This window comes from Acidobacteriota bacterium, assembly GCA_016716715.1.
GTDB lineage: Bacteria > Acidobacteriota > Thermoanaerobaculia > UBA5066 > UBA5066 > Fen-183.
Map to the genome: position 1 here is coordinate 1 of JADJVE010000009.1, position 24,921 is coordinate 24,921.

The following is a 24,921-nucleotide window of genomic DNA, read 5'->3' on the forward strand; positions in this document are numbered from 1 at the left end:
CGTCCACCTCGAGAACAACGTCCTCTTCCCGAGGGTCGTCAGTCTGGACGCGCGCGCCGCATCGGATCGGGCATCGGCGGCGCGGGTCCGCTGACCGTGTCCGGCCGCTGGGGGGACGCCGCGGTCGTCCAGGGATTCTCCACGGCCGCCGCGAACCAGGTTCTCCTCGCGTTCGCCCGGGCCGAGCTCGCCGGACGACCGGGGATGCGCATCCTCGACCTCGGCTGCGGCGCCGCTCGCAACGCGGTGCCCATGGCGGCGGAGGGGGCTGCCGTGGTCGGGACCGACATCGTGTGGCCCATGCTGGCGGCGGCGCATCGGCGAGCAGAGGCCGCGGGCGTGGGTCGCCGGACGGTCTTCGTCCGTGCGCCAATGGACCGGCTCCCTGTGCGTGACGCAAGCGTCGACTTCGTCGTCGCGCACGGGATCTGGAACCTCGCGCGGTCGGCCGCCGAGTTCCGCCGCGCGGTCGCGGAAGCGGCGCGCGTCGCCCACCCGGGCGCCGGACTCTTTCTCTTCACGTTCTCGCGGGAGACGCTCGACCCCGGCGCCCAGCCGGTCCCGGGCGAACCGTTCGTGTTCACCCAGTTCGCGGGCGAACCCCAGTGTTTCCTGACCGAGGCCGAGCTTCGGGACGAACTCCTTCGCCACGGGTTCGAGAAGGATCCGCCAGGCCCGCTTACCGAGTACAACCGTCCCGGCGCCGGCCCCGCGCCCGCGCGGGGCGGCGGCCCCGTCATCTATGAGGGAACGTTCCGCCGGAGATAGGCGGGGCGAGTGCTGGGTGCCGGGGGGGCGGTCGAAGGCGAGCGCCATCCCCGCGAGGACGAGGAGCGAGGCCGCGACGGCGTAGATCGGGATAGCGGGGAGGGGACCCGCCGAGGGCGCGACCATCACGAACGCGTCGAGCCACCGCCCGAGGATGACGACGAGCGCCGCGTGGCCCAGGGCCGCCGGCCGCTTCTTGGCGCTCGCGCCGAGCAGCACCACGAACGGCACGAGGAAGCTCACGACGGGGTTGAGCCAGAAGAGCGCCGTCCAGCCGCCCTGGAAGCGAAGCGCGTAGTACGGGGTCTCCTCGGGGATGTTGCTGTACCAGATCAGGAGGTACTGGCAGAACCAGATGTAGGCCCAGAACGTGGCGAAGCCGAACAGGAGCTTGCCGAGGTCGTGGCGCGTCGCGGCCGACAGCGGCTGAGGCAGCCCACCGCGGGCGTCGAGGAAGAGCGCGACCGCGGTGACGGTCGCGATCCCTCCGAGGAAGGTCCCCGCGAAACCGTAGACCGCGAACATCGTGCTGTACCACTCCGGCTCGAGAGACATCACCCAGTCCCAGAAGGCCACGGAGATCGTGGGGCCGAGGACGAGGAGGAAGGCGACCGACGTCCGGGTGAAGCGCCTGGCCGCGCCCTGCTCTCCCGATCCGAGGGCGCGCAGCCGGTCCCGCAGGAGGCCGATGACCCCGGCCCAGACGAGCAGGATCAGGAGGGCCCTCGCGAGGAAGAGGGGGCGGTTGAGCCAGACGGCCTTGGCCGCGAGGAGATGGCTTCGAGGCCGCCTCGGGCGCGCCCAGGCGTAGAGCGTCGGCATCCCGAAGAGGAGCGTAGGCCCGAGGAGGACGGCGGGGACGGCGAAGGTCCCGGCGACCGACGCCGTGACCATGCGGACGGGCGCCCACCAGCGTGCTCCGGAAACCCCCTGGATCGCGGCGAAGACGGCCGCGCCGAGCGCGAGCATGAGCCCGAAGAGCGCGGCGGTCAGGAGGCCCGCGAACGCCTGCCGCGGATCCAGGACCGCTCCGGCCACGAGGAGCCCGGCGGCGACGACGCCGAGGGCGCCCGCCTCGAGCGGCCGGGTCCGGAGCAGCCGGGAGAGGGTCCGTTCGGTCATGGCGCCACCTCCGGCGGGACCGCCGGGACCCCCTGGAGCTGCCGCACGTACAGCACCGCCTTCCAACGGTCCTCGAGGAGGACCTGGGCGGCGTGGGACGGCATGATCCCCTGGCCCCGGGTGATGACGTGGACGATCTGCCCGTCCGGGAGCCCCTGCGCGTGCGGCGCCAGGAGGCTCGGCGGGTTCGGGAACCGGCCGATGATCGGACCGTCCCCCTCGCCCTTCGGACCGTGACAGACGGTGCAGACCGTGTCGTAGACCTGCTTGCCGCGCGCCAGCGACTCCGGCCCCGCGACGAACGGGTTGCGAAGCTCCGCCCCCGCCCGCCGCGCCTCCTCGGGCCCCGGGCCGTACTCGAACGGGAGCCGCTCGACGGGCACGGTCCCCGCGGGCGGGAGGAAGAGCGACGGGACGCTCTCTCTCATCGGGTTCCGGTCGTACGCGTGGACCACGCCCGAGTCGACCATCTCAGGAAGGAACGTCATCCCGGGCCGATCCCCCTCGGCGGAGCAGCCGGCCAGGCTGCCGACGGCGGCCAGGACGGCCAGGATCGGCGCGGGCGCGCCGCGGCTCTTCGAGCGGGTCACATCACCCTCCAGCCCTCGACGGTCTCGACCGGCCCCAGCTCCCGAGCCAGCTCGCGGAGGCGCGCCGGGCGGAAGCCGGCGTCGCGCTCGACGACGAGGACGACGAACCTGTCGTCGGTGACGCCCGGACCCGGCTGCGACGGCGGCGTCACGGCGATCCGCGGGAAGAGCCGGCGCCGCGCCAGGAACGTCCCCACCGTCGCGAACGCGGCGAACAGGATCGTCAGCTCGAAGCTGACCGGGACCTGGGCCGGCAGCGCGAGCGGCGACTTCCCGCCGATGACGAGCGGCCAGTCGACCGCGTGCGTCCAGAACTGGAAGCCGAAGGCGACGCCCGCACCGAGGAGCCCTCCGGCGAGCGTCGCCAGCCCCAGCCGCGTCTCGGGCAGCCCGAGCGCCTCGTCCATCCCGTGCACCGCGTACGGCGTGTGGACGTCGTCCACCTCGAACCCGTCGGCCCGCAGCGCCCGGACGGCGGCGAGGGCCCGCGAGGGGTCGTCGAAGGCCAGCGTGTGGATCCGCCTCCGGGAGCCCGGAGGCGAGGCGACGGCGCGGTCAGCGGACGGCATGGGGGGTCTCCCGTTGCTCGGCGAGCGTCAGCTTCACCTCGTGAAACGCCACGACCGGCGCGAAGCGCACGAAGAGGAGGAAGCAGGTGAAGAAGAGCCCGAAGCTCCCGAGGAGGATCCCCATCTCGACGAGCGTCGGCGTGTAGTAGCTCCACGAGGAGGGGAGGTAGTCGCGGTGAAGCGACGTCACGATGATGTTGAACCGCTCGAACCACATCCCGACGTTCACGAGGCACGCGGCGACGAAGAGGACGAGCGCCGAGCGCCGGGCGCGCGCCCACCAGAAGACCTGGGGCACGAGGACGTTGCAGGCGACCATCGTCCAGTAGGCCCACGCGTAGGGGCCGAACGCCCGGTTCTCGAAGGTGAAGCGCTCGTAGCGGTTGCCGCTGTAGAGGGCGATGCACAGCTCCGTGGCATAGGCGAAACCGACGATCATCCCGGTCGTCAGGAGCACCCTGGCCATCTTCTCGAAGTGGCTCGCCGTGATGTAGCGCTCGAGGCCGAGCACCTTCCGCGTGACGAGGAGGAGCGTGATCACCATCGCGAAGCCGCTGAAGACGGCGCCGGCGACGAAGTACGGCGGGAAGATCGTGGTGTGCCAGCCCGGGATGACGCTCGTCGCGAAGTCGAACGAGACGATCGTGTGGACCGAGACGACGAGCGGCGTGGCGAGCCCCGCGAGGAGGACGCAGGCCTTCTCGTAGCGCTGCCAGGTCCGCGTCCCCCCGTCCCAGCCGAGGGCCAGGAAGGCGTAGATCCGGCGCCTCCAGCCGGTGCTCCGGTCCCGCATCGTCGCGAGGTCGGGGATGAGGCCGACGTACCAGAAGAGGAGCGAGACGGTGAAGTACGTCGAGATCGCGAAGACGTCCCAGAGGAGCGGCGAGCGGAAGTTCACCGAGATCGGCCCGCGCGTGTTGGGATACGGGAAGACCCAGAACGCGAGCCAGGGACGGCCCATGTGGATGAGCGGGAAGATCGCCGCGCAGAGGACCGCGAAGATCGTCATCCCCTCGGCCGCGCGGGCGATCGAGGTGCGCCAGCGCTGCCGGAAGAGGAGGAGGATCGCGGAGATGAGGGTCCCGGCGTGCCCGATCCCGACCCAGAAGACGAAGTTGGTGATGTCGTAGCCCCAGCCCACGGTCCGGTTGAGACCCCAGACCCCGATGCCGGTCGACATGGTGTAGCCGATCAGGACCACCCCCAGCGTGAGGACCGAGGCCGCCGTCAGGAAGGCGCCCCACCAGGCGGGCCCCGGACGGCGCTCCATCGGGCTCGCGATCTCGTTCGTCACCTGCGAGAAGGTGGGGTTGCCGAGGATGAGCTCCTCGACACGCTCGGCGCCGGCGCTCATGCGGTCTCCTTCCCCGCCGCCGCGCCCTCTTTCGTCCTCACCTTCGCGAGGTACGTGACGGCGGGCCGCACGCCGAGCTCCGCCAGCACCTGGAAGGCGCGGGGGCTCTTCTTCATCGCCGCCACCTCGCCGCGCGGGTCGGTGGCGTCCCCGAACGTGATCGCCTTCGCGGGGCAGCTCTCCTGGCAGGCCGTCTTCCCGCCGAGACCGCGCCAGTCCTCGTGGCCGTCCCGCCGGGCCGCGATCCGGGTCGCCTGGATCCGCTGCACGCAGAACGTGCACTTCTCCATCACGCCGCGCGAGCGCACGACGACGTTCGGGTTCAGGACGAGCTTCTCCACCGGTGCGGCGACCGGGTAATCGAACCAGTTGAAGCGCCGCACCTTGTACGGGCAGTTGTTCGCGCAGTAGCGGGTCCCGACGCAGCGGTTGTAGACCTGCTGGTTCAGCCCGTCCTCGCTGTGGACTGTGGCCGCCACCGGGCAGACGGTCTCGCACGGCGCGTTCTCGCACTGCGAGCAGAGCATCGGCTCGAAGAGGACGTCCGGGCTCTCGGCGTCTCCCACGAAGTACCGGTCGATCCGCAGCCAGTACATGTCCCGGTTCTGACGCATCTCGTCCGGGCCGACGACCGGCAGGTTGTTCTCGGCCTGGCACGCGACGACGCACCCGCTGCACCCGGTGCAGGCGTCGAGGTCGATCACCATCTCCCACTTCGGGACGGTGGGCGGCCGGCCGGGCCAGAGGCTCTCGGCCTTGTGGTGCTCGTCGCTCTCGATCGCCTCGTCGAACCGGGAGAGCTGGTAGACGACCGGTCTCCCCTCCGTCGTCCCGTGAGGCTGCATGAGCGGCAGCGCTTCGCGCCCACCGGCCCTTCGCGCCGTGGCGGCGAGCCCCGCGTTCGACAGCCGCCCCTCGAGCCCGGCGAGGCGGTAGCCGGCGTTCCGCCCGACGCCGCCGTCGCCGTCCTTGCGCCCGAAGCCGACCGGCACGCCCAGGACCCGCGGGTCCTGGCCGGGGAGGATCCGCGCGGGAGAGTCACCGAGCGTCCCGCCACCTCCACCCTCACGTGATCGCCGTCCGCCACGCCGAGCGCCTCGGCACGCGACGGAGCGAGGCGCACGCAACCGGTCCAGGAGACGCGTGTGAGCGGGTCGGGCAGCTCGCGGAGCCACGGCACGTGCGCGCTCCGCCCGGCGCCGAGGCCGACCTGCGCCACGAGCTCCACCTCGAGCGCGGGGCGCCGCAGGCGGCCGCGGTGGCTGTCGGCCGGTCGGTGATCGCCACCGACAGCGGGAGGCCGGCGAGCGCCCGGCGAACCCTCGCCGCCGGGGAGCTGGTCGACCGGGTCAAGGTCCAGGATCACGACGGCCCCGGCGGCGCCCGAGTCGACGTCGGCGAGGAGCGCCGCGAGGTCCCGGTCGACGCCGCGTCTCACGAGTGACGGCCGGAGGACGTCCAGCGTCCTTTCCTCGTTTCCGAGGAGCCGGTTTGCGAGCGCGACCGCAAGCTGCTCGCCGAGGTCGTCGGAGGCGCTCAGGAGGAGTCCGCGCCCGCGGTGCGCGAGGAGCTCGGCCGCGAGCGCGGCGGCGCGGGCCGGCGCGGGGGGAGGCGGGACGGCGCGGAGCGCGGAGGCGACGGCCGTGGCGTCCGTCGCCTCGGCGACGCGCGAGGCGATCCAGAGCGCGAGTCGGCGCCGCTCGGCGGCGGTCGCGCTCCATCTCTCGTCGGCCGCCGCGCCCGTCAGGGACAGAGATCCCTCGACCTGGAAGAGACGCGGGGCGCCGCGCGTCCCGCTCTCTCGCCGGCGGGCCGCCCACGCGCTCGTCGCCGCGACAGGCTCCGGACCCGTCGCGAGGAAGTCGGCCCCGAGGGAGACGACGAGATCGGCCGCGAAGAAGTCCGGGGCGGGAATGAGCGCCCGGCCGGTCAAGAGCTCGTACGCCTCGAGCGCCGCCGAGGCCGGCGCCGCGCCGGCGTCGTGCTCGACGAGCGTGCCGCCGTGCGGCGCGAGGAAGGCCGCGACGGTCTCTCGCGCGGTCGGGCTGGCGAGCGTTGGCGAGAGAACGTACAGTTTCCGCCCCGCCTTCCGAATGGCGCCGAGACGTTCGGCCACACGGGTGTCGAGCGCGGCGAAGGTGACCGGCTTGCCTTCGAGCGTCGGTTCGCGGAGGCGCCCGGCGTCATAGAGGGCGCGCACGTCCGCCTGGCCGATCGCGCAGAGTCCGCCTTTCGAAAGCGGGTGGGACGCGTGGCCCTCCAGCTTCACGGGCCGGCCGTCGAGCACGGTCACCATGAGCCCGCACGCGGCCGGGCACGCGAGGCACGTCGACGCGTAGTGGACGGGGACCCCGGGGGTGACGTCTTCCGGCGGGACGAGGTAGGGGAGCGCGTGCCGCACGGGCGAGCGCTGGCAGGCGGACAGCGACGCGGCGGCCCCGATGCCGAGACCCTTCAGGAACGTGCGGCGGCTCGCCGCGGTGGCGGGCGGGCCGAGGGTCTCGCCGCGGTCGGGCGCGGCGCCGGCGGGGAGCGCGCGCCGGGGCTCGATCCAGGGGGCTGGATGCTGTTTCTGTCGGCTCATGGCTGCTTTCAGTGGTGGCACACGTCGCAGTCGGTCAGACGGTTGGCCCGCGTCATCGGGGCGGTCCCCGGCGGGAACGCCTCTTCGTGCGGCAGGTTCAGGGCGGCGACGGCGGCGCTCTCGGCGGCCTTCGGCCAGCTTCGCCTGTGGCACTCGATGCACCAGCCCATCGTGAGCGAGCTCTCCTGGGTCACCCGGCCCATCGTCTCGACGGGTCCGTGGCAGGTCTGGCAGGCGACGCCCTTTCTCACGTGGATCGAGTGGTTGAAGTACGCGAAATCGGGCAGGCGGTGGATCCTCACCCACTCGATCGGACGCCCCTCGGCGAGCGCCAGTTTCACCTTCAGGATCTCGGGGTGGTCCTTCCGCACCTGCGCGTGGCAGTTCATGCAGATCGACGCCGGCGGGATCCCGGCATAGCGGCCGCGCTCCGCTCCGAAATGGCAGTAGAGGCAGGGGATCCGCAGAGCGCCCGCGTGGACCGCGTGCGAGTAGACGATGGGCTGGTTCGGGGAGTAACCGCGATTCGTCGGCTCGCAGGCGGCGAGGAGGAGGAGCGAAGCCGCCGCCGCGAGACCGCGGCCGCGCGCGGCGTCACGCGGCCGCATGGGCCCCGGGCCTCGCCGCGCGCGAGAGGTGCCGCAGAAGACCGAAAAACGTGGCGCCCATGCGGCGAGCGCGACGAACAGGAAAATGCGCGGCAGGGAGAGGAGGAACGGCGCGTCCAGCACCTGCGCGAGGCGGAGCGTGCTGACGGCGTACATGCCCAGGGGAAAGACCGCGCCCCAGTAGAGCGGGTCGTACGTCATCTCGAACTTCCGGTACACGTGTCGCCAGAGGGCGAGGATGACGAGCATCGGGATCCACCAGGTCGCGGTCGCCCAGAAGAAAACCGTGAAGCCGAGGAGGAACGGGAGCATCCGCGAAAGGAGGGCGGATTGCTCGGCATTCGCGATCAGGGTCGTTCCCGCGAGGGTGGAGATCGCCATCGCACCCATGTTGATCCAGTACGGGGGCGTCAGCTCCGACGGCGAGAACTTGAAGAAGGTGTAGCGGTAGAAGATGAGCGAGATCGTCCAGATGTAGAGCATCCCGCCGAACAGCCAGAAGACGAGCGTGAAGAAGTGGAGGGCCTCCTGAGGCCCGGGCAGGCTGCGGGCGAGAAGCGCTCCGAGGTTGGAGACCGACTGCGTCGCCACGACCGCGACGAGCCAGCCCCCGTTGATCCCCTCGGCGAGAGTCGGTTTCGTCTCCTTCACGGTGTACGCCGTAAAGACGGCGTAGGTCAGGACGATCCACAGGGCGATTGCGAGGACGAAGAGCCCCATGGCCGCCGCGGGCATGCGGCGCACGAGAAGGCACTGCGCGCCGAGGACGCCCGTCCCCGCCACGATCGTGAAGAAACCGACCCCGCGCTGGTGGTCGACGAGGTCCTCGAGGACGCGCTTCGGGAAGCGGGCGACCCGAGCCCCCGTGAGCACCCAGAGGACGACGTACGTCACGACGTTGACGGCGAGGAGCGCGTCCGCCATGCGGGCGAGGCCGAGGAGCTCGCACGCCACCGAGACGATCCCGGTCGCCATCACCATCGCGAAGTACGCCGGGTGGAGACCCATGACGCCCTTCATGCCGCTCCCGTCAACGCTTCACGGCGCCACGCGCGCGATTCCAGATCACGAGCTGGTTCGGACGCCAGAGATACGGGACTGGCGCGACGAGCGCGTGGACGAGGCGCGTGAAGCTGAAGGCCGCGATGAGGACGAAGGCCCCGACGACGTGCATCTGCGCGGGCAGCTTCAGGTCGACCATCCGCTGGATGTCGGGCTGGAACCTCGCGAGGGACCAGAGATACGGGACGACCGTCTGCGTGTACCAGGCGCTGCCCCACCGGAGGGCGATCGCCACCCAGAGCCCCGTCACGATCTCGAAGAGGAGAAGGGTGTAGACGAGGACGTCCGTGGGAGAGGTCACGACGTGCAGGCGCGACGTGGCGGCGCGCCGCAGGATCAGCCCCGCGAGGCCGAAGAGCGTGAGGAGCGCGGCCGCGAGCGCCGTCGACTCGAGGACGAAGAGCCGGAGAGGGACGAGGTTCCAGAGCGTCATCCCGCGCGGGAAGAGGAAGCCCACGAGGTGCCCGAAGAAAAGAGTGAGGATCCCGAGGTGGAACGGCACGGAGCCCCAGAACAGCTCCTTCGACTCGAGGAACTGCGAGGAGAGGCTCGAGAAGGTGAACGGGTCGCGCCGGTAGCGCTGGATCGAGACGACGAGGAAGAGGACGACCGACACGTACGGGAACGCCGCGAAGAGGAGGACGTTAAGCATGGGTGTCGGCCTCCAGATCCACGTCGGTGACGCGCTCGGGCGGAGGGAGCGCGGCCCCGCCGCCGTGCGGCGCGAGGAGGGCCGGGAGCGCGCGCAGGATGTCGGCCCACGGGCTGTCGACGTCTTTCACCGCGTCCGTCATCCGCGTGAGCGCGGGCAGGAGAAGCGCGTCGACGAGCGTCTCGCGGTCCTCCCCGGGCGGCAGCGCCGCGAGGAGGCGCAGGACGGCCGGGAGGCAGTCCGGGAGATCGCCTTCCTGCGGGACGCCGGCCTTCCGCATCTCGGCAGCGAGCCCCGCGAGGAGCGCGCCGCGCTGGTACGCCTCGCCGAAGAGGTGGTAGCCGACGTGCAGCGTGCAGACCGGGCTCAGGTCGAAGAGGCCGGAGTAGCGTTCCTCGGCGGCGCCCGCGGGCGCCTGCGAGAGCCAGCCCGCCAGCCGCCCGAGGGCCGCGGCCATGTCCGGATCGACGCGGTCCATCTCCGCGGCGGCTTCGAGCGCGCGCCCCGCGGAAGAAGGGCCCGGGTACGCGAGCGCCGCCGCGACGTGCCCGAGCGTGCGGGGGACGTCGACCGTCTCGGCGGCGGCGGGACTCATGAGCCCCTCTCCGGCTTCTGGCGCATGCCCATCCCGGCGAAGCCCTTCGCCGCGAGCGGCTCGTCGAGCATCTCGATCGCCTCCTCGCGGTGCATCGGCGGGATCACGAAGCGGTCGTCCGCGGGCGCGATCGACGTCAGGTAGTAGATCGCCTCGGCCTGCTCGACGGTCGTGTCGGCTTCGGCGAGGAGCCGCTTCGCGTCCTCGAGCGGGATGTCGCCGACCGTGACGGCGCGGCGATAGTTGCGGACCGCGAGCTGCTTGCGGAGCGCGTACCGCACGACGCCCTCGTTTCCGGCCCCGAAGAGGCTCGCCATGTACGTCAGCGGCAGGCGGTACTTCTCGATCGCCCCGAAGAAGCCGCCCTCGATCCTCGTGTCGTAGCCCTGCTCGCCGTTCGCGGCCATCACGGGGAGGAGCGGCGGCACGTAGAAGAGCATCGGGAGCGTCCGGTGCTCGGCGTGGAGCGGCAGGGCCAGCCCCCAGTCGACGACCCACTTGTAGACGGGGGACTTCTGAGCGGAGGCGATCACGTCGTCGCCGATCCCGTTCTTCTTCGCGCCGGCGATCACCTCGGGGTCGTTCGGGTCGAGGATCATCCGGCGCTGCGCCGCGACGAGGTCCTCGTCGGCCGCCTGGAGCGTCGACTCGATCTTCTCCGCGTCGTAGAGGACGATCCCGAAGTAGCGGATCCGTCCGACGCACGAGTGGAAGCACGCGGGCGCCTGCCCCGTCTCGAGCCGCGGGTAGCAGAGGATGCACTTCTCGCTCTTGCCGGTCCCCCAGTTGAAGTACGTCTTCTTGTACGGGCACGCCGTGACGCAGAAACGCCACGCGCGGCACCGCTCCTGGCTCAGGAGGACGATCCCGTCCTCACCCCGCTTGTAGAGCGCGCCCGACGGGCAGGCCGCGACGCACGTGGGGTTGACGCAGTGGTTGCAGATCCGGGGGAGGTAGAAGAAGACGAGCTTCTCGACCTCGAAGAGCGCCGCGCGCTCCTCCGGCGAGACGTGCGCGAGGTTCGGGTCGTGCGCCGCGTAGACGGGCGATCCGCCGAGGTCGTCGTCCCAGTTCGGGCCGGCCTCGATCTCCATTTCCTTTCCCGTGATCATCGAGACGGGTTTCGCGATCGGCTGGTCCGCGCCCTCCTTGGCGTCGAAGAGGTCCTGGTAGCTGTACGTGAACGGCTCGTAGTAGTCGTCGATCGTCGGGAGGTTCGGGTTGTGGAAGACCGTCATCGCGCCCCGCACCTTCCCGACGGCGCGGACCTCGAGCTTGTCCCCGTGCTTCTCCCAGCCCCCCTTGTACTTCTCCTGGTCTTCCCACGCCGTCGGGTAGCCGGTCCCCGGCTTCGTCTCGACGTTGTTCCACCACATGTACTCGGCACCCTTGCGGTCCGTCCAGATGTTCTTGCAGGCGATCGAGCAGGTGTGGCAGCCGATGCACTTGTCGAGGTGGAAGACCATGGAGACCTGTACGCGCACGTCCATCGTCTTCTCCTTACAGCTCGACCCGGGACATCTTGCGGACACGGACGGCGGTGTCCCGGTTCACGCCGGTCGGGCCCCAGTAGTTGAAGTGGTACGTGAACTGTCCGTAGCCACCCACCATCAGGACCGGCTTCAGCCGGATCCGGGTCAGGCTGTTGTGGCCGCCCGCGCGCCGCCCGCCGCGGAGCGGCGACTTCGGGACGCCGATCGTCCGCTCCGGCGCGTGGTACTGGATGCAGATCCCGGGGGGAATGCGGGCCGAGACGATCGCACGCGTGCAGACGACGCCGTGGTCGTTGTGGATCTCGACCCAGTCGTTGTCGACGATCCCGATCTTCTCGGCGTCCCGGTCGCTGACCCAGAGCGGCTCGGTCCCGCGCGAGAGCGTCAGCATCCGGTGGTTCTCCGAGTACGTCGAGTGGATGTGCCACTTCCCGTGCGGCGTCAGGTAGTTCAGAAGGAGACCGTCGTCGACGCTCTCGCGGAGGTCGCCGTATTGCGCCATGCGCGGGACGGGCTTGTACGTCGGGAGGTGCTCGCCGAAGTCGAGGTAGCCGGGGTGATCGAGGTAGAGGTGCTGGCGCCCCGTGAGCGTCCGCCACGGGACGAGACGCTCGACCTGCGTCGTGAAGGCCGAGTACGGGCGGCCATCCGTGACGAGCCCCGACCAGCACGGGCTGTTCAGGATCCGCCGCGGCTGCGCCTGGAGCTCCTTGAACGTCGTCCGCGAGTCCCGCGCCCCCTCGGCGAGGTCCGTCAGCTTCAGACCCGTCCTCTTCTCGAGGTAACGGTAGCCGTCGTACGCGACCTCGCCGTTCGTCTCGGGCGCAAGGTGGAGGATCGCGTCCGCGGCCTGGCGGGCGTCGCGGATCGACGGCAGAGCCTGCCCGTCGACCGTCTCCGTAGCCCGCGTCTTCACGAGCTCGTCGTACTGGTCGGCCACGTTCAGCTTCACGCCGTGGGCCCCGATCCCGTCCCTCATCGCCGGCCCGAGCGCGGTGAAGCGCTCGTGGAGGCGCCGGTAGTCGCGCGTCACGATCTTCATCGGCGCCATGGAGCGGCCCGGCACGGGCTCGCACTCGCCCTTCGCCCAGTCCCTCACCTCCACCTGCGAGATCTCGGCGTTCGTGTCGTGCTGGAGCGACGTCATGACGAGGTCCTCGACGGGCTCCGGAAAGTGCCGCAGGGAGAGCTCGGACGTCTTGGCCGCGATTTCGCGGAAGAGGTCCCAGTCCGAGCGCGACTCCCACGCGGGCGGGACCGCCGCCGAGAGCGGGTGAATGAAGGAGTGCATGTCCGTGGAGTTGAGGTCGTCCTTTTCGTACCAGGTCGCGGCCGGCAGGACGATGTCCGAGTAGAGCGCCGAGGTGTCCATCCGGAAGTTGATGTCCACGACGAGGTCGAGCTTCCCCTCGGGCGCGTCGCGCCACACGACGTCGTTCACCTTCCCCTGCGCCTTCTCCTTCGCGATCAGGTTCGTGTGCGTGCCGAGGTAGTGCTTCAGAAAGTACTCGTGCCCCTTCGCGCTCGCCATGAGCGCATTGCCCCGCCAGATGAACCAGACGCGCGGCCAGTTCTCGGGCGCGTCCGGATCCTCCACGGCGAACTTCATTCGCCCGTCTTGAGCCGCTCGACGGTGTGGCGGATGACCTCGGCTTCCGTCTTCGCCCCGCGGACCGCGCCTTCTTCACGACCTCGAGCGAGCTCTCGTTCCACTGCGGGAAGAACGGGAGCCAGCCGTTCTTGACGGCCTTGACCTGCAGGTCCGCCGTGTGGCCCTTCGCGAGCGTCGTCGCCGACGGCTCGTCGGGGACCGGCTGGTACTCGGTGAACTCCGCCTCGTAGCGCCACTGGTCGCAATGCATGTAGTGCCACGACGGGGCGTTCTGGAGGCGCGGCGGGCTCGCCCAGTCACGCGCGAAGGCGAGGTACGACCACGGGGCGACGGGCGCGAGCTTCTCCTGCCCGACGTAGTGGTTCAGCCCGCCGCCGTTCTTGCCGACGCAGCCGGTCAGGATGAGCGCCGCGATCCCGGAGCGGTACATCAGGTTGTTGTGGTACCAGTGGTTGACGCCGGCGCCGATGATGATCGAGCACTTTCCGCCCGTCTTCTCCGCGGTGCTCGCCCACTCCCGCGCGAAGCTCGCGACGGTCTTCCGGTCGATCCCGGTCAGCTTCTCCTGCCACGCGGGCGTGTACGTGAGATCGGCATCGTCGTAGTCCCGCGGGTACTCGCCCGGCAGGCCGCGGCCCACGCCGTACCGGGCCATCAGGAGGTCGAAGATCGTCGTGACGCGGACTTTCCCGCCCTTCGTCTCGAGCGTGACGGAGGGCACCCCGCGCAGGACGACGTTCGAGGCTTCGTACTGTTCGAACTCCACCTGCAGGACCTCGCCCTTGCGGTCGAGGAGGGACAGGACCGGGTCGATCGCCTCGCCCGTCTTCGCGTCCTCGAGCTTCAGGTTCCACTTCCCGTCGGCCTCGCCCCAGCGGTGGCCGACCGCGCCGCCCGGCATCTTCGGGAGGCCCGTGTTCGCGTCGAGGACCACGTATTTCCAGTCGCCGTTCTCCTCGTCCGCATAGGCGCCGAGATCCTTCGCGTGGACGAGCCGTCCCGCGCGGTGGCCGCGGACCGTGGGCGTCAGCTCCACGAGGAAGGGACAGTCGCTGTACTGCTTCAGGTACGCCTGGAAGGCGGGAGTGTCGCGGTCGACGTAGAACTCCTTCAGGATGACGTGGGTGACGGCCATCCAGAACGCGCCGTCCTGTCCCGCGTGGAGCGGGATCCACTGGTCCGCGTACTTCGAGACCTGTGAGAAGTCCGGCGAGAGGACGACGAGCTTCGTCCCGTTGTGCCGCGCCTCGGGAGGAAATGGCAGTCCGGGGTCCGCGTCATGTTGGGGTTGGACCCCATCACCGCGATCATCTTTGAGTTGAACCAGTCCGCGCTCTCGGCGACGTCCGTCTGCTCGCCCCAGGTCTCCGGCGAAGCGGGCGGCAGGTCGCAGTACCAGTCGTAGAAGGAGAGGTTCACGCCCCCGAAGAGCTGGAGAAACCGCGAGCCGGCCGCGTAGGAGAGCTGGGACATCGCCGGGATCGGGGAGAAACCGACGACGCGGTCGGGCCCGTACGTCCGGGCCGTGTGAACGTTGGCGGCCGCGATGATTTCCATCGCCTCGTCGAGCGTGGCGCGCCGGAAGCCGCCCTTGCCGCGCGCGCGCTGGTAGCGGCTTCTCGTCTCGGGGTCCGACTGGAGCGACGCCCACGCGTCGACCGGGTCCTGGTGCTTCTTCCGCGCCTCGGCCCACAGGTCCAGGAGCGCGCCGCGGATGTACGGGTACTTCACGCGGATCGGCGAGTAGAGGTACCAGGAGTACGAGATCCCGCGCTGGCAGCCGCGCGGCTCGTACGGCGGGAGCGAGCGGTCGAGGAGGGGGTAGTCGAGCGCCTGCATCTCCCAGGTGACGATCCCTTCCTTGACGTAGATGTTCCAGGAGCAGCCGCCGGTGCAGTTCACGCCGTGCGTCGAGCGGACGACCTTGTCGTGCTGCCAGCGGTTCCGGTAGAACTCTTCCCACGAGCGGGTCTTCGGGCTGACGAGGTCCTTGATCCACTTCACGGCCGGTGTTCCTTTCCGTCCTCGCGGGGGTGTGTGAGCGGCTCCCTCACGCCGCGCAGCCGGCGGCCCCACGCGGCGTTGAGCCCGACGAGGACGCCGAAAGCCCCGAGGCTGCCGGCGAGGAAGACGCTCCACGCGTCGTCCCGCGCCGGCTCGCCGCCGAGGTTCGCCTTGTAGAGAAACGCCCGCAGCGTGAACGCTTCGCCGGCGTCGATCGGGTGGTCGGCGAAGACCTTGTTCATGAGCGGAAACGCGGGGCTCTTGAGGGCGTTGTCGAGCCCTTCGTCCCCGAGCCGCGCAAAGACGTTCGTGAGGTCCTTTGCGAGGCGTCCTCCGCCGAGCAGGCTCTTCGCTCCCCGCACCGTGTGGCAGGACACGCACGGCGCGCCGCCTGCCTTCATTGGCGTCAATCCGAGGAAGACCTCGCGGCCCAGGGCCATGTCGCGCTCGGTGGCGCTCGTCGCGGGGACGAACTTGCCCGCCAGGTTGCAGGGCTCCACCGAGCAGCGGATCACGAGGTCGACGAGCGCCTTGACGTCGCCGTCGTTCAGTCCGAGATCGGGCATCCTCACGCCTTTGAACTCGGCGAGGAGGTTCCGCGCGTCGGCGTCGCTATCGAGGAATGTGCTCGGCGTTTTCACGAACGAGTCGAGCCACGCCCGGCCCCGCCTCTTCGCGACGTCCTTGAGGTCGGGTCCGACGCGGACGCCCTTTCCTACCGTGTGGCAGGAACCGCACTTGCGGGCGAAGAGGTCCTCGGCCGGGGACTGCGCCGTTGCCGTTGCCGGCGCCTGCGCCGGGACCTGTACCGCCGCCCCGGCCGGCGCCTGCGCGGCGAGCGGGGTCGAGAGAAGAAGCGGAGGAAAGATCCAGAGGACCGCTCGTCTCACGCGTTTCCCTTCCTCTCGGCCCCGGCGTTTCTCGCCGGGCCGAGGCCAAGGAGAGCGCAAGCTGCGTACCACGGCCGAACCTCGCGCGGGGCTCGCTCAGCGGGCACGGGCGCTCTCATTCCTGAGAAAATGGGACCCCGGGACGCTCAGGACTGAGAGTCGTGAGGTCCGGCTCAGCCGCGAGAGCGGCCCGGCTCCGTACCCTTGAGGCCGAGCCGCTCGAGGCGCCGGTACAGCGTCGCCGGCGAGATGCCGAGGTCTTCGGCGGCCTTCTCGCGGTTTCCCCCCGACAGGCGCAGCGCCATCGCGATGTAGCCGCGCTCGAAGCGGTCGATCGCCGCGGTGAGGTCGAGGTCGGGCCCGCCCGCGTTGCGCACGTCGGCCGGAATCTGCTCGGCGTCGATCCGGCCCTCGTCCGCGAGGATGAGCGCGCGGTCGAGGACGTTTGCGAGCTCGCGGACGTTCCCCCGCCACGGGAACCGGCAGAGAGCGCGCATCGCGTCCGCGGTCACGACGGGGACGGGGACCCCGCCCCGCTCGGCGTGTCGCGCGAGGAGCTTCTGGACGAGGCCGGGGACGTCCTCGGGTCTTTCTCTCAGGGGCGGGACGTGGATCTGGAGCACCGCGAGCCGGTAGTAGAGGTCTTCCCGGAACGAGCCCGCTTCGACGAGGTCGGTGAGGCGTCTGTGGGTCGCCGCGACGAGGCGCGCCTCGAACGGGAACGTGCGGTCGCTCCCGAGCGGCTGCACCTCCCGCGCCTCGATGGCGCGCAGGAGCTTGGCCTGCCCGGAGGGGGAGAGCTCCGCGATCTCGTCGAGGAAGACGGTTCCCTTTCCCGCCGCGCGGAGAAGCCCCTCGCGCCGGCGCTCGGCCCCCGTGAACGCGCCCCGCTCGTATCCGAAGAGCTCGCTCTCGACGAGCGTGTCGGGGACCGCCGCGAGGTTGATCGCGAGGAACGGCTCTGCGTGCGAGGCGCTCGCCTCGTGGATGGCGCGCGCGACGATCTCCTTGCCCGTTCCGGTCTCGCCGCTCACGAGAACCGTCGAGCGCGAGGTTGCAGCCCGGCGCACCCAGGCGAGGACGTCCTGCATGGCCGCCGAGGTGGCGACGATCTCCGTCCCGGGACGCTGCTCCTGGAGCATCCGCCTGAGACGCGCGTTCTCCCGGACGAGCCTGCGCTGCGCGAGCAGGTTCGCCGCCTTCCGGGCGACCTCTTCGAAGATGAGGGGCTTCAGGAGGTAGTCGTGCGCGCCGAGGCGCAGCGCCTCGACCGCCGACTCGACCGACGCGAAGGCGGTGATCAGGAGGACGCCCATCTCCTCGTCGAGCTCCACGGCGCGCCGGACGACGGCGAGGCCGTCGATCCCGGGGAGACGGAGGTCCGTGACGAGAAGCGCGAAACTCTCCTTCGCGAGGCGCTCGAGGGCTTCCTCGCCCGTCGCGACGCTTTCGACGGAGTGTCCGTGCCGGGCGAGGTACTGCACGAGGGCGTCGCGCTGGGCGCGCTCGTCCTCGACGATCAGGACGCGCCCGGTCGGCGCGCTCACGACGCGGCACCCGGCGCGCGCACCGCCGCCTCGAGGCGCGCGGCTGGAAGCGAGACGACGGCCGTCGTGCCCTGGCCGGCCGTGCTGTGAAGCTCGAGCTCGCCACCGGCCTCGTGGACGATGTCACGGGAAATGCTGAGGCCGAGTCCCGTCCCCTTGCCCGGCGCCTTCGTCGTGAAGAGCGGCTCGAAGCAGCGCCCGAGAGTCGTCCGGTCCATGCCGGATCCGGTGTCGTGAACCCGCAGCGCGACGCCGTGCCCCGCCGGCCGCACCTCGATGCGGAGCGCTCCGCCGCCCGGCATCGCATCGAAGGCGTTCAACAGGAGATTCAGGACGACCTGCATGAGGTGATCCTCGACCATGAGCACGGGCGGGGTCTCGAGGTCGAAGTCGGTCGCGACGCGGACGTCCCGCGCGCGGGGGTCATGCCGGAGGAGGCGCAGGGCATCCTCGGTCACGGACTGGACGGAGACGAGGCTCGCCTCGTCCCGGCGGCGGCGGGCGAAGTCGACGAGCTCGCGGAGGATCCGCCCGAGGCGCCCGACCTCCTGCCGCACGGCCGTCATGATCGCCGCCGGCTCCTCTTCGAGGCGCGTGCCGCCGAGGAGTTGCATCTGCGATTCGATCGACGCGATCGGGTTGCCGAGGTCGTGCGCGATGCCGGCGGCCAGGAGACCGAACGCCGCCATCTTCTCCTGGTGAATGAGTCGGGCCTGGAGCTTGCGTTGCTCGGTGACGACCCGCTCGACGAGGAGGACGTGGCGGCGGCCGCCCGGGAGTTCGAGCGCATGGCTTTCCACCGCGAGAACCTCGCCCGTCCGCGGGTCGGTGTGAGGGCGCATGCACGTCTCCGCGGCGCCCGTGGCGAAACTCACGGCCGCGGGGCACTCGTCGCAGTGCGTCGCACAGGCCGCGAGGGCTTCATGGCAGGGGCGCCCCTCGAGGCCGGCGCCATGGACTCTCTCGGCGACACGGTTGGCGCGCACGACGCGGTACTCCGGGTCGAGGACGACGAGCGCGGCGGGCGTCGCGTCCGCGATGAAGCCGAGGAGCGCCCGCGCGTCGCGGGACTCGGCGGCGCGCGCCGCGGCCTCCTCGCGGAGGACGCGGGCTCTCGCCCGGTGCTGGCGATAGCCGAGGAGGCCCACGACGGCCGCCGTCAGGAGGCTCGCCGAGATGCCGCGGGCGTAGTGCACGGCGCGCCGCGCCCCCTCCGTCCTGACGAAGGACTGTTCGATCCCTTCGAAGGCGAGGAAAAGGAAAAGGACGGTGGCGGCTGCCGCGCCCGCGGAGAGCCGCAGGTCCCGTGTGGCGCTCATCCCCCCACCGCCCACATCGGAGTCGCGCTCGGGGGAGCTGCGTCGCTCGCGCTCTCGAATGGATGCCGCTCCGCCTTTCCGCAAAGGGCCTGCCGGACGAGCGCCGCGAGCTCCTCGTCGGAGGCGCCCCGGCGAATGGGTCCGAGAAGGTCCGCCTCGCCCCCGCCGAGAAGGCACAGGCGGAGCGCTCCCCGGGCCGTGACCCGAAGCCGGTTGCAATCGCTGCAGAAACGCACCGAGAACGGGGAGATGAGGCCGATTCGGCCGCGGAACCCGCCGACGGAAAACGTGCGTGCCGGGCCCGCGTCCGCTTCTTTCAGGATCTCCTCGAGCGCGAAGTGGAGCTTGAGGCGGCGCTCGATCTCGTCCGCCGCGAGCGTCCTCCCGGGTCGCTCCGGGCCGCCGGGCATCGGCATGTACTCGATGAAGCGCACGTCGACGGGGAGGTCGCGGGCCAGGAGCGCGAGGGGCAGGATCTCGCTCTCGTTCAGGCCTCCGAGGATCACGGCATTGATCTTCACACGCGCGATGCCGCTCGCGAGGGCCGCGTCGATCCCGGCTCTCACGGCGTCGAGCCGGTCCCGCCCCGTGAGGGCACGGAACGTCTCTCGGTTCGTCGCGTCGAGGCTCACGTTCACCTGGGCGACGCCTGCCTCCGCGAGGGGGCGGGCGAGGCGCGGCAGCAGCACGCCGTTCGTCGTGAGGGCGACGAGCGGCGGATGAGGAGCGAGCGCAGCGAGCGCGCGGACGATCGGCACGAGGCCGGGATGGAGCGTCGGCTCGCCCCCGGTGAGCCGGACCTTTCGCACGCCGAGCGAGACGAACAGCGCCGCGAGGCGGACGATCTCCTTCGTCTCCATCCTGGGTGCGAGCGCGGCGACTCCGGCCTCTCCTGCGGGCCGGCAGTAGGTGCAGCGGAGATTGCAGCTCTCGAGGATCGAGAGCCTGAGATACGTGATGCGCCGGCCGATGGGATCCGTGAGCCCGGCGGCCAGGGTCGGACCGAGTCGTTCGGTCCGCCGTTCCCCGGGGCGGGAACAGCCGGCTGCGGCCGGAAGCGGCGCCGCGGAGGGCTCCATCCCCGAACGGTAGGGTCCCGAGGTGCGGTCTCCTATGACGGCCGTCATAGCGGGATGCTGGGTCCGGGATCAGAGTTCGCCCATGACGAGTCCCCTCGCCCCTCCCGCGCACGACCCGACCGGCACGACGCCCCGCCCGGCCGATGTTCTGGCCCTCGTGGACGCCCTCGCAACGGGCGAGACGCTCACGCTGCGCCTGAGCCCTGCATCGGCGCGCGCGTTCCTCGCGACGCTCACCGCCGAGCGAAAGGGCCTGTTCGAGTGGAGCCCCGAAGCGGACGGCGACGCCTTGCGGGTCGACGTCGCGAGACGGGATGCCGCCCCGGGGTCGAGGCGAGGCGTCTTCGAGGCGCTGAGCTGGGACCACGACCGGATCGACGCGTTCGAGCAGGGCGCGTTCGCCGCGAGGGCGGCGGGCGACTTCGAGAGCGCGCGTGTGCTTTTCGAGCGGTTTGCCCGAGGACTCTTCCGGCACATAGGGTTCGAGGAAGACATCCTCTTCCCGGCCGTCGAATCGGCCGCCGGCTTCCCGCGCCACGCAGGGCCGACGGCGGTCATGCGCGCTGAGCACCTCGAGATCCGAGCGGCCGTCCAGCTGCTGCGCGACTCCATCGGTGATCCGTCGGCTGACGCCGCGTCCCTGCGCGGGCGTCTCCACGCCGCTCTCGGGCCCCACAACGAAAAGGAAGAAGGAATCCTGTATCCGATGGCCGACCGGGCTCTCTCCGGTGCGGGCTCGGACGAGCTGGTGGCCGCCATCCAGGCGTACGAGGAGCGATAGAGGGAAGCCCGGCCCCGTCCGCGGGACGGACGTGTAGGCCCGGACTTCAGGCCGACAGCGCCACGACCGCCCGCGCGACGACCGCGAAGTGGCAGACGGCCGCTGCGATCACGAGCGCGTGGAAGATCTCGTGGTAGCCGAAGACCTGCGGGAACGGGTCGGGCCGCTTGATCGCGTAGACGACCGCGCCGAGGCTGTAGACGACGCCGCCCGCGGCGAGGAGCACGACGGCGCCGGTCCCGAGCGCGGCCTTGAGCGCCGGCAGGAGCGGCACGGCGGCCCAGCCGAGGAGGACGCAGACGACGGCGACGAGCGCCTTCGGCGCCTTCACCCACGCGACGGACATCACGATTCCGAGGAGCGCCCCTCCCCAGACGATGCCGAGGAAGATCCAGCCGAGGCGGCTGCCGAGGAGAAAGCTGAGGGGCGTGTACGTCCCTGCGATCAGGAGAAAGATCGCGGAGTGGTCCAGCCGCCGCCAGATCGCGCGGGCCTTCTCCGGCCAGTTCCGGCGGTGGTACGCCGCGCTGACGGACAGCAGGGTGACGAGGGAAAACACGTAGACGAGCGCGCCCGCGCGGGCGCGCGCCCCGGAGGCGCGGAAAAAGAGAATCGCCCCCGCGACGGCCGCGACGAACGCGGCGACTTCGTGGAGAACGCCGCGGAGGAGGGGCTTGGCGGTGGGGCGGTCCGGAGAAGTCGAGGTCATAAAGCGAAGGAGATGGAGCCAGCCGGGCCGTTGAAAAAGACGGTGCAGTGCTGGAGTACGTCCCGGCCCAGCAGGGCGATGAGGCCTTGCGCAGCGAGAGGGGCGCCGATCGAGTTCAGTGCGTTGATCGCGATCGGAAGACCGATCACTTCGATCTGTGCCGGGTAGACGTTCCCCTGCGCCGCCGAATGTGAAGCGGATGCGACCGTCACGACGTTCGTAACGGGCAAGCCAAGGTTCCTCGGCCTCCTCGTCGATACAAGTCGTGCTGGCCCCGGTGTCTATGAGGGCGAGGCCCGAGACCGGTTGCGGCAGCGTCTTACCCTGTTGGAGAAGCTGGCGTGCGATCGGTTGCGCGACTCCGAGAAGAACCTGAACACATGGTCCGCGCTGCGCAAGCGCGAAGGCAGGGGGTAGGTCGAGGGCGAAACCATCCACCCTCTTCCCCTGGCCTCCGAACTGAATGTTAAGAACCGGCACGGAGGAGGCCCAGCGTCAAGGCCGGGACGTAGGCGGCAACCGGCGTTTCCTCGACGCGACGAACGAGGAAGGACTCGAGCCCGAAGGCGCGAGCGCCCGCTTCGAGAGCTTCTTCCTGCGTGTCAAAGGTCCCGACGAGGCGGGAACCCTTCACGACGGCGAACTTTCCCATGGACCTCGCAAGGAGATCCTTCAAGTGTTCCTCGAAGTAGCGGACCTCTTCGTCGAGCACGAGGGAAACGTTAGTCCTCTCGCCGAAGGAAATCCAGCCCTACGCCGTCGTCTTGTGGAAGCGCGAGACGGCGAGGCCGATGATCGCGAGCGTGTAGAAGGTCAGCCAGGCGACGGGCTCCCACAGCTCCGTCAGGCCCGCGCCGCGCAGGACGATGCCGCGGACGACCTGGATGAAGTACTTCGCCGGGATCGCGTACGTGACGTACTGGAAGAACTTCGGCATGCCGTCGATCGGGAAGACGTAGCCCGACAGGAAGACGAACGGCAGGAGGAAGAAGAACGACATCTGCATCGCCTGCATCTGCGTCTTCGCGAGCGTCGAGAGAAGCATCCCGAGCCCGAGGACCGCCGCGATGAACATGAGCCCGACGAGGTAGAGCTCGAAGACGCTGCCCGCGATCGGCACCTGGAACAGGAAGCGCATCAGGACGATGATGAGCGTGAGCTGGAAGACGCCGATCACGACGAACGGCGCGATCTTCCCGAGGATGAGCTCGACGCGCGTCACGGGCGTCACCTGCAGCTGCTCGAGCGTCCCGCGCTCGCGCTCGCGGACGATCGCCATCGCCGTGAACTGGATGAGCGTGAACGTGAGCAGGATCGCGATGAGGCCCGGGATGATGAACGTGGCCGTGCGGAGGTCGGGGTTGTACCAGGGCCTCACGCGCAGGTCGATGGGCGGCCCGGACTCCTTCCAGCCGGCCCTTGCCGCCAGAGTCCGGATGGACATCTGGTTCGAGATGCCGCCCGCGATCGCCATGGCCTGGCTCGCGGTCGTCGTGTCCGAGGCGTTCACGACGAGGAGGGCCTTCGCGGAAGCACCGCGGCGCCGGTCCTTGCCGAAGTCGTGGTCGATCACGAGGCCGACCGAGGCGTGGCCGGCGTCGATCTCGTGGCGCAGCGCGGCCTCGGAGCCGACGTATTTCACGACGTCGAAGTACTCGCTCGCCGTCATCTTGGCGACGAGCTCGCGGCTGTCGTAGGACCGGTCCTCGTCGAGGACGACCGTCTTCAGGTGCTTGACGTCGTAATTGATCGCGTAGCCGAAGATCATCGTCTGGAGGATCGGCACCATCACGATCATGCGCAGCGTGATCGTGTCCCGGCGCAGCTGGAGGAACTCCTTGCGGACGAGGGCGAGAAGGCGCTGCATCGTTCCTCCGTCAGGCCGCCACCGCGGCGCCCGGCCGGGCGGCGCTCCGGGCCAGCGACACGAACACGTCTTCGAGGGACGGCGCGGCGGCGGCCGGCGTCCCGTACCGGGAGAGGAGCCGCCCGGCGGCGTCGGCGGCGCCCGCGTGCGCGACGGCTCTCAGGCGCAGGCCGAAGAGGTAGGCGTCCTCGAGGCTCGGGTCGCCCTGCACGGACGCGAGCGCCGCGAACGGCTCGGAGGCGAGCGGCACCTCGAGGAGGCGGCCGCCGAGGGACGCCTTCAGCTCGGCCGGGCTGCCCGACGCGATGATCCTGCCGTCGAGGATGAAGGCGAGCCCGTCGCACTGCTCGGCCTCGTCCATGTAGTGCGTCGTGACGAGCACCGTCATCCCGCGCGCTGCCGCGAGCTCGTAGATCAGGTCCCAGAAGAGACGCCGGCCCTTCGGGTCGACGCCCCCCGGTCGGCTCGTCGAGGAACAGGAGCTCGGGCTCGTGGAGGAGCGCCGCGGCGAGCGCGACGCGCTGCCGCTGGCCCGTCGAGAGGTTCTCGGTCAGCTCGCCGAGGATCGACTCGAAGCGCAGGCGCGCGGCGAGCGCGCCGATGCGCTCGGCGAGCCGGGAGCGGGAGAGGCCGTAGATCGTGCCGAAGAACTCGAGGTTTTCCTTCACCGTGAGGTCGAGGTAGAGCGAGAACTTCTGGCTCATGTAGCCGAGGCGCTTCTTCCACTCCTCGGTGTCTTTCACGACGTCGAGGCCGCCGAAGGCCGTCGCCCTGCCGGACGTCGGGTGGAGGAGTCCCGTGAGCATCCGGATCGTCGTGGACTTGCCGGAGCCGTTCGGGCCGAGGAATCCGAACACTTTCCCGCGCGGGATCTCGAGCGACACGTCGTCCACCGCCGTGAACTTCCCGAACCTTCGCGTGAGGTTGTTGCAGCGGAGGAGAATCTCGGGAAAAGAGGAAGAAAGAAGAGAAGATTTCTTAGAAAGTGAAGAACCCTCGCCCTCTTTACCTTCTAAGAAGTCCCTGGTTTCCTTCGTCTCTTTCTCTTCGCTGAAGAAGACGAAGGCGTCGTCGAGCGTCGGCCCTCCGGTGCGGCTGCCGTCGGTCGGACAGGCCGCGAGGATCTCTTCGCGCGTCCCGGTGGCCACGATGCGCCCCTCGTCGAGAAACGCGAGGCGGGTGGCGTACTCGGCCTCGTCCATGTAGGGCGTCGAGACGACGATCGTGAGGCCCTCGTGGTGGAGCGCGTTCAGGACGTGCCAGAACTCGCGGCGCGAGACGGGGTCGACGCCGGTCGTCGGTTCGTCGAGGAGGAGGAGCGCCGGGCGCGTCAGCAGCGCCGCGACGAGCGCGAGCTTCTGCTTCATGCCGCCCGAGAGCGCGCCCGCGAGGCGCGAGCCGAAGCGGTCGAGTCCGACGCGGGCGAGGAGGTCCCGCGCGCGCGCGGGCCTCGGCGGGCGGCACGGAGTAGAGCCGGGCGCGCAGGTCGAGGTTCTCGTCGACGGTGAGGTCCTCGTAGAGCGAGAAGCGCTGCGGGACGAGGCCGAACGGGACGTCGTCGCGGACGGCGCGGCCCGACGTCGGCTCGAGGAGACCCGCGACGATCCGGAAGAACGTCGTCTTGCCCGCGCCGTCCGGTCCGATGAGCGCGAACATCTCGCCGCGCGCGATCGAGAGGTCGATCCCGCGGAGGGCCGGGCGGGCCCCGAAGCTCCG

General features: G+C 70.4%; 19 protein-coding genes and 3 pseudogenes. 2 read left to right on the forward strand and 20 right to left on the reverse strand.

What is annotated here, in order from left to right:
- Window positions 1-96: 96 nt before the first annotated feature.
- Window positions 97-768: a methyltransferase domain-containing protein gene (locus IPL89_14655; protein MBK9064413.1), complete on the forward strand. Its 672-nt coding sequence runs from the start codon at window positions 97-99 to the stop codon at window positions 766-768.
- 1,118 nt (window positions 769-1,886) lie between these two features.
- Here IPL89_14655 and IPL89_14660 read toward each other — a convergent pair.
- From IPL89_14660 to moaA, 14 genes and pseudogenes are all read right to left on the reverse strand, one after another.
- Window positions 1,887-2,378, reverse strand: a complete 492-nt coding sequence (locus IPL89_14660; GenBank protein ID MBK9064414.1) for a cytochrome c — start codon at window positions 2,376-2,378, stop codon at window positions 1,887-1,889.
- 98 nt (window positions 2,379-2,476) lie between these two features.
- On the reverse strand, window positions 2,477-3,049 hold the full coding sequence (locus IPL89_14665; protein MBK9064415.1) for a DUF3341 domain-containing protein: 573 nt from the start codon (window positions 3,047-3,049) through the stop codon (window positions 2,477-2,479).
- Window positions 3,036-4,403 (reverse strand): polysulfide reductase NrfD, encoded by a 1,368-nt coding sequence (gene nrfD, locus IPL89_14670; GenBank protein ID MBK9064416.1) that lies wholly within the window; start codon window positions 4,401-4,403, stop codon window positions 3,036-3,038. The genes IPL89_14665 and nrfD overlap by 14 nt, the downstream gene beginning before the upstream one ends.
- Window positions 4,404-5,103: 700 nt before the next feature.
- Window positions 5,104-6,987 (reverse strand): hypothetical protein, encoded by a 1,884-nt coding sequence (locus IPL89_14675; protein MBK9064417.1) that lies wholly within the window; start codon window positions 6,985-6,987, stop codon window positions 5,104-5,106.
- An 8-nt stretch (window positions 6,988-6,995) separates the two neighbouring features.
- Window positions 6,996-8,615: a cytochrome c3 family protein gene (locus tag IPL89_14680; protein MBK9064418.1), complete on the reverse strand. Its 1,620-nt coding sequence runs from the start codon at window positions 8,613-8,615 to the stop codon at window positions 6,996-6,998.
- A 10-nt stretch (window positions 8,616-8,625) separates the two neighbouring features.
- Window positions 8,626-9,309, reverse strand: coding sequence for a respiratory nitrate reductase subunit gamma (gene narI / locus IPL89_14685; protein ID MBK9064419.1), 684 nt, complete (start codon window positions 9,307-9,309; stop codon window positions 8,626-8,628).
- Window positions 9,302-9,904 carry a hypothetical protein gene (locus tag IPL89_14690; GenBank protein MBK9064420.1) on the reverse strand — a complete coding sequence of 201 codons (603 nt, stop codon included), beginning with the start codon at window positions 9,902-9,904 and terminating at the stop codon, window positions 9,302-9,304. The genes narI and IPL89_14690 overlap by 8 nt, the downstream gene beginning before the upstream one ends.
- On the reverse strand, window positions 9,901-11,394 hold the full coding sequence (gene narH, locus IPL89_14695; GenBank protein ID MBK9064421.1) for a nitrate reductase subunit beta: 1,494 nt from the start codon (window positions 11,392-11,394) through the stop codon (window positions 9,901-9,903). Before narH ends, IPL89_14690 begins: the two co-directional genes overlap by 4 nt.
- Before the next feature lie 10 nt (window positions 11,395-11,404).
- On the reverse strand, window positions 11,405-13,006 hold the full coding sequence (locus tag IPL89_14700) for a nitrate reductase subunit alpha (GenBank protein MBK9064422.1): 1,602 nt from the start codon (window positions 13,004-13,006) through the stop codon (window positions 11,405-11,407).
- Window positions 13,007-13,058: 52 nt separating this feature from the next.
- A pseudogene (locus IPL89_14705) lies at window positions 13,059-15,008 on the reverse strand (molybdopterin-dependent oxidoreductase).
- Between the two features lies 1 nt (window position 15,009).
- Window positions 15,010-15,903, reverse strand: coding sequence for a cytochrome c (locus IPL89_14710; GenBank protein MBK9064423.1), 894 nt, complete (start codon window positions 15,901-15,903; stop codon window positions 15,010-15,012).
- A 173-nt stretch (window positions 15,904-16,076) separates the two neighbouring features.
- The gene (locus IPL89_14715; GenBank protein MBK9064424.1) at window positions 16,077-17,450 is read right to left on the reverse strand and encodes a sigma-54-dependent Fis family transcriptional regulator; all 1,374 of its coding nucleotides are present in this window, start codon (window positions 17,448-17,450) and stop codon (window positions 16,077-16,079) included.
- Window positions 17,447-18,769 carry a PAS domain-containing protein gene (locus IPL89_14720; GenBank protein ID MBK9064425.1) on the reverse strand — a complete coding sequence of 441 codons (1,323 nt, stop codon included), beginning with the start codon at window positions 18,767-18,769 and terminating at the stop codon, window positions 17,447-17,449. Before IPL89_14720 ends, IPL89_14715 begins: the two co-directional genes overlap by 4 nt.
- The gene (moaA, locus tag IPL89_14725; GenBank protein ID MBK9064426.1) at window positions 18,766-19,896 is read right to left on the reverse strand and encodes a GTP 3',8-cyclase MoaA; all 1,131 of its coding nucleotides are present in this window, start codon (window positions 19,894-19,896) and stop codon (window positions 18,766-18,768) included. Before moaA ends, IPL89_14720 begins: the two co-directional genes overlap by 4 nt.
- A gap of 34 nt (window positions 19,897-19,930) precedes the next feature.
- Between moaA and IPL89_14730 the strand changes: the two genes are divergently transcribed.
- A complete protein-coding gene (locus IPL89_14730) occupies window positions 19,931-20,629 on the forward strand; it encodes a hemerythrin domain-containing protein (GenBank protein MBK9064427.1) in 699 nt (232 codons plus the stop codon).
- Window positions 20,630-20,675: 46 nt separating this feature from the next.
- Here the strand turns inward: IPL89_14730 and IPL89_14735 are convergent, their stop codons facing one another.
- The 6 genes and pseudogenes from IPL89_14735 to IPL89_14760 form a co-directional block, all read right to left on the reverse strand.
- Entirely contained in the window at window positions 20,676-21,338 is a 663-nt protein-coding gene (locus tag IPL89_14735; protein ID MBK9064428.1) for a hemolysin III family protein, read from the reverse strand.
- Entirely contained in the window at window positions 21,335-21,568 is a 234-nt protein-coding gene (locus IPL89_14740; protein ID MBK9064429.1) for a hypothetical protein, read from the reverse strand. The genes IPL89_14735 and IPL89_14740 overlap by 4 nt, the downstream gene beginning before the upstream one ends.
- 236 nt (window positions 21,569-21,804) lie before the next feature.
- A complete protein-coding gene (locus IPL89_14745) occupies window positions 21,805-22,050 on the reverse strand; it encodes a hypothetical protein (protein ID MBK9064430.1) in 246 nt (81 codons plus the stop codon).
- A 39-nt stretch (window positions 22,051-22,089) separates the two neighbouring features.
- Window positions 22,090-23,205 carry an ABC transporter permease gene (locus IPL89_14750; protein MBK9064431.1) on the reverse strand — a complete coding sequence of 372 codons (1,116 nt, stop codon included), beginning with the start codon at window positions 23,203-23,205 and terminating at the stop codon, window positions 22,090-22,092.
- Window positions 23,206-23,215: 10 nt separating this feature from the next.
- Window positions 23,216-24,407: pseudogene (locus IPL89_14755) on the reverse strand (ABC transporter ATP-binding protein).
- Window positions 24,408-24,413: 6 nt separating this feature from the next.
- A pseudogene (locus IPL89_14760) lies at window positions 24,414-24,713 on the reverse strand (ATP-binding cassette domain-containing protein).
- Between the last annotated feature and the right edge of the window lie 208 nt (window positions 24,714-24,921).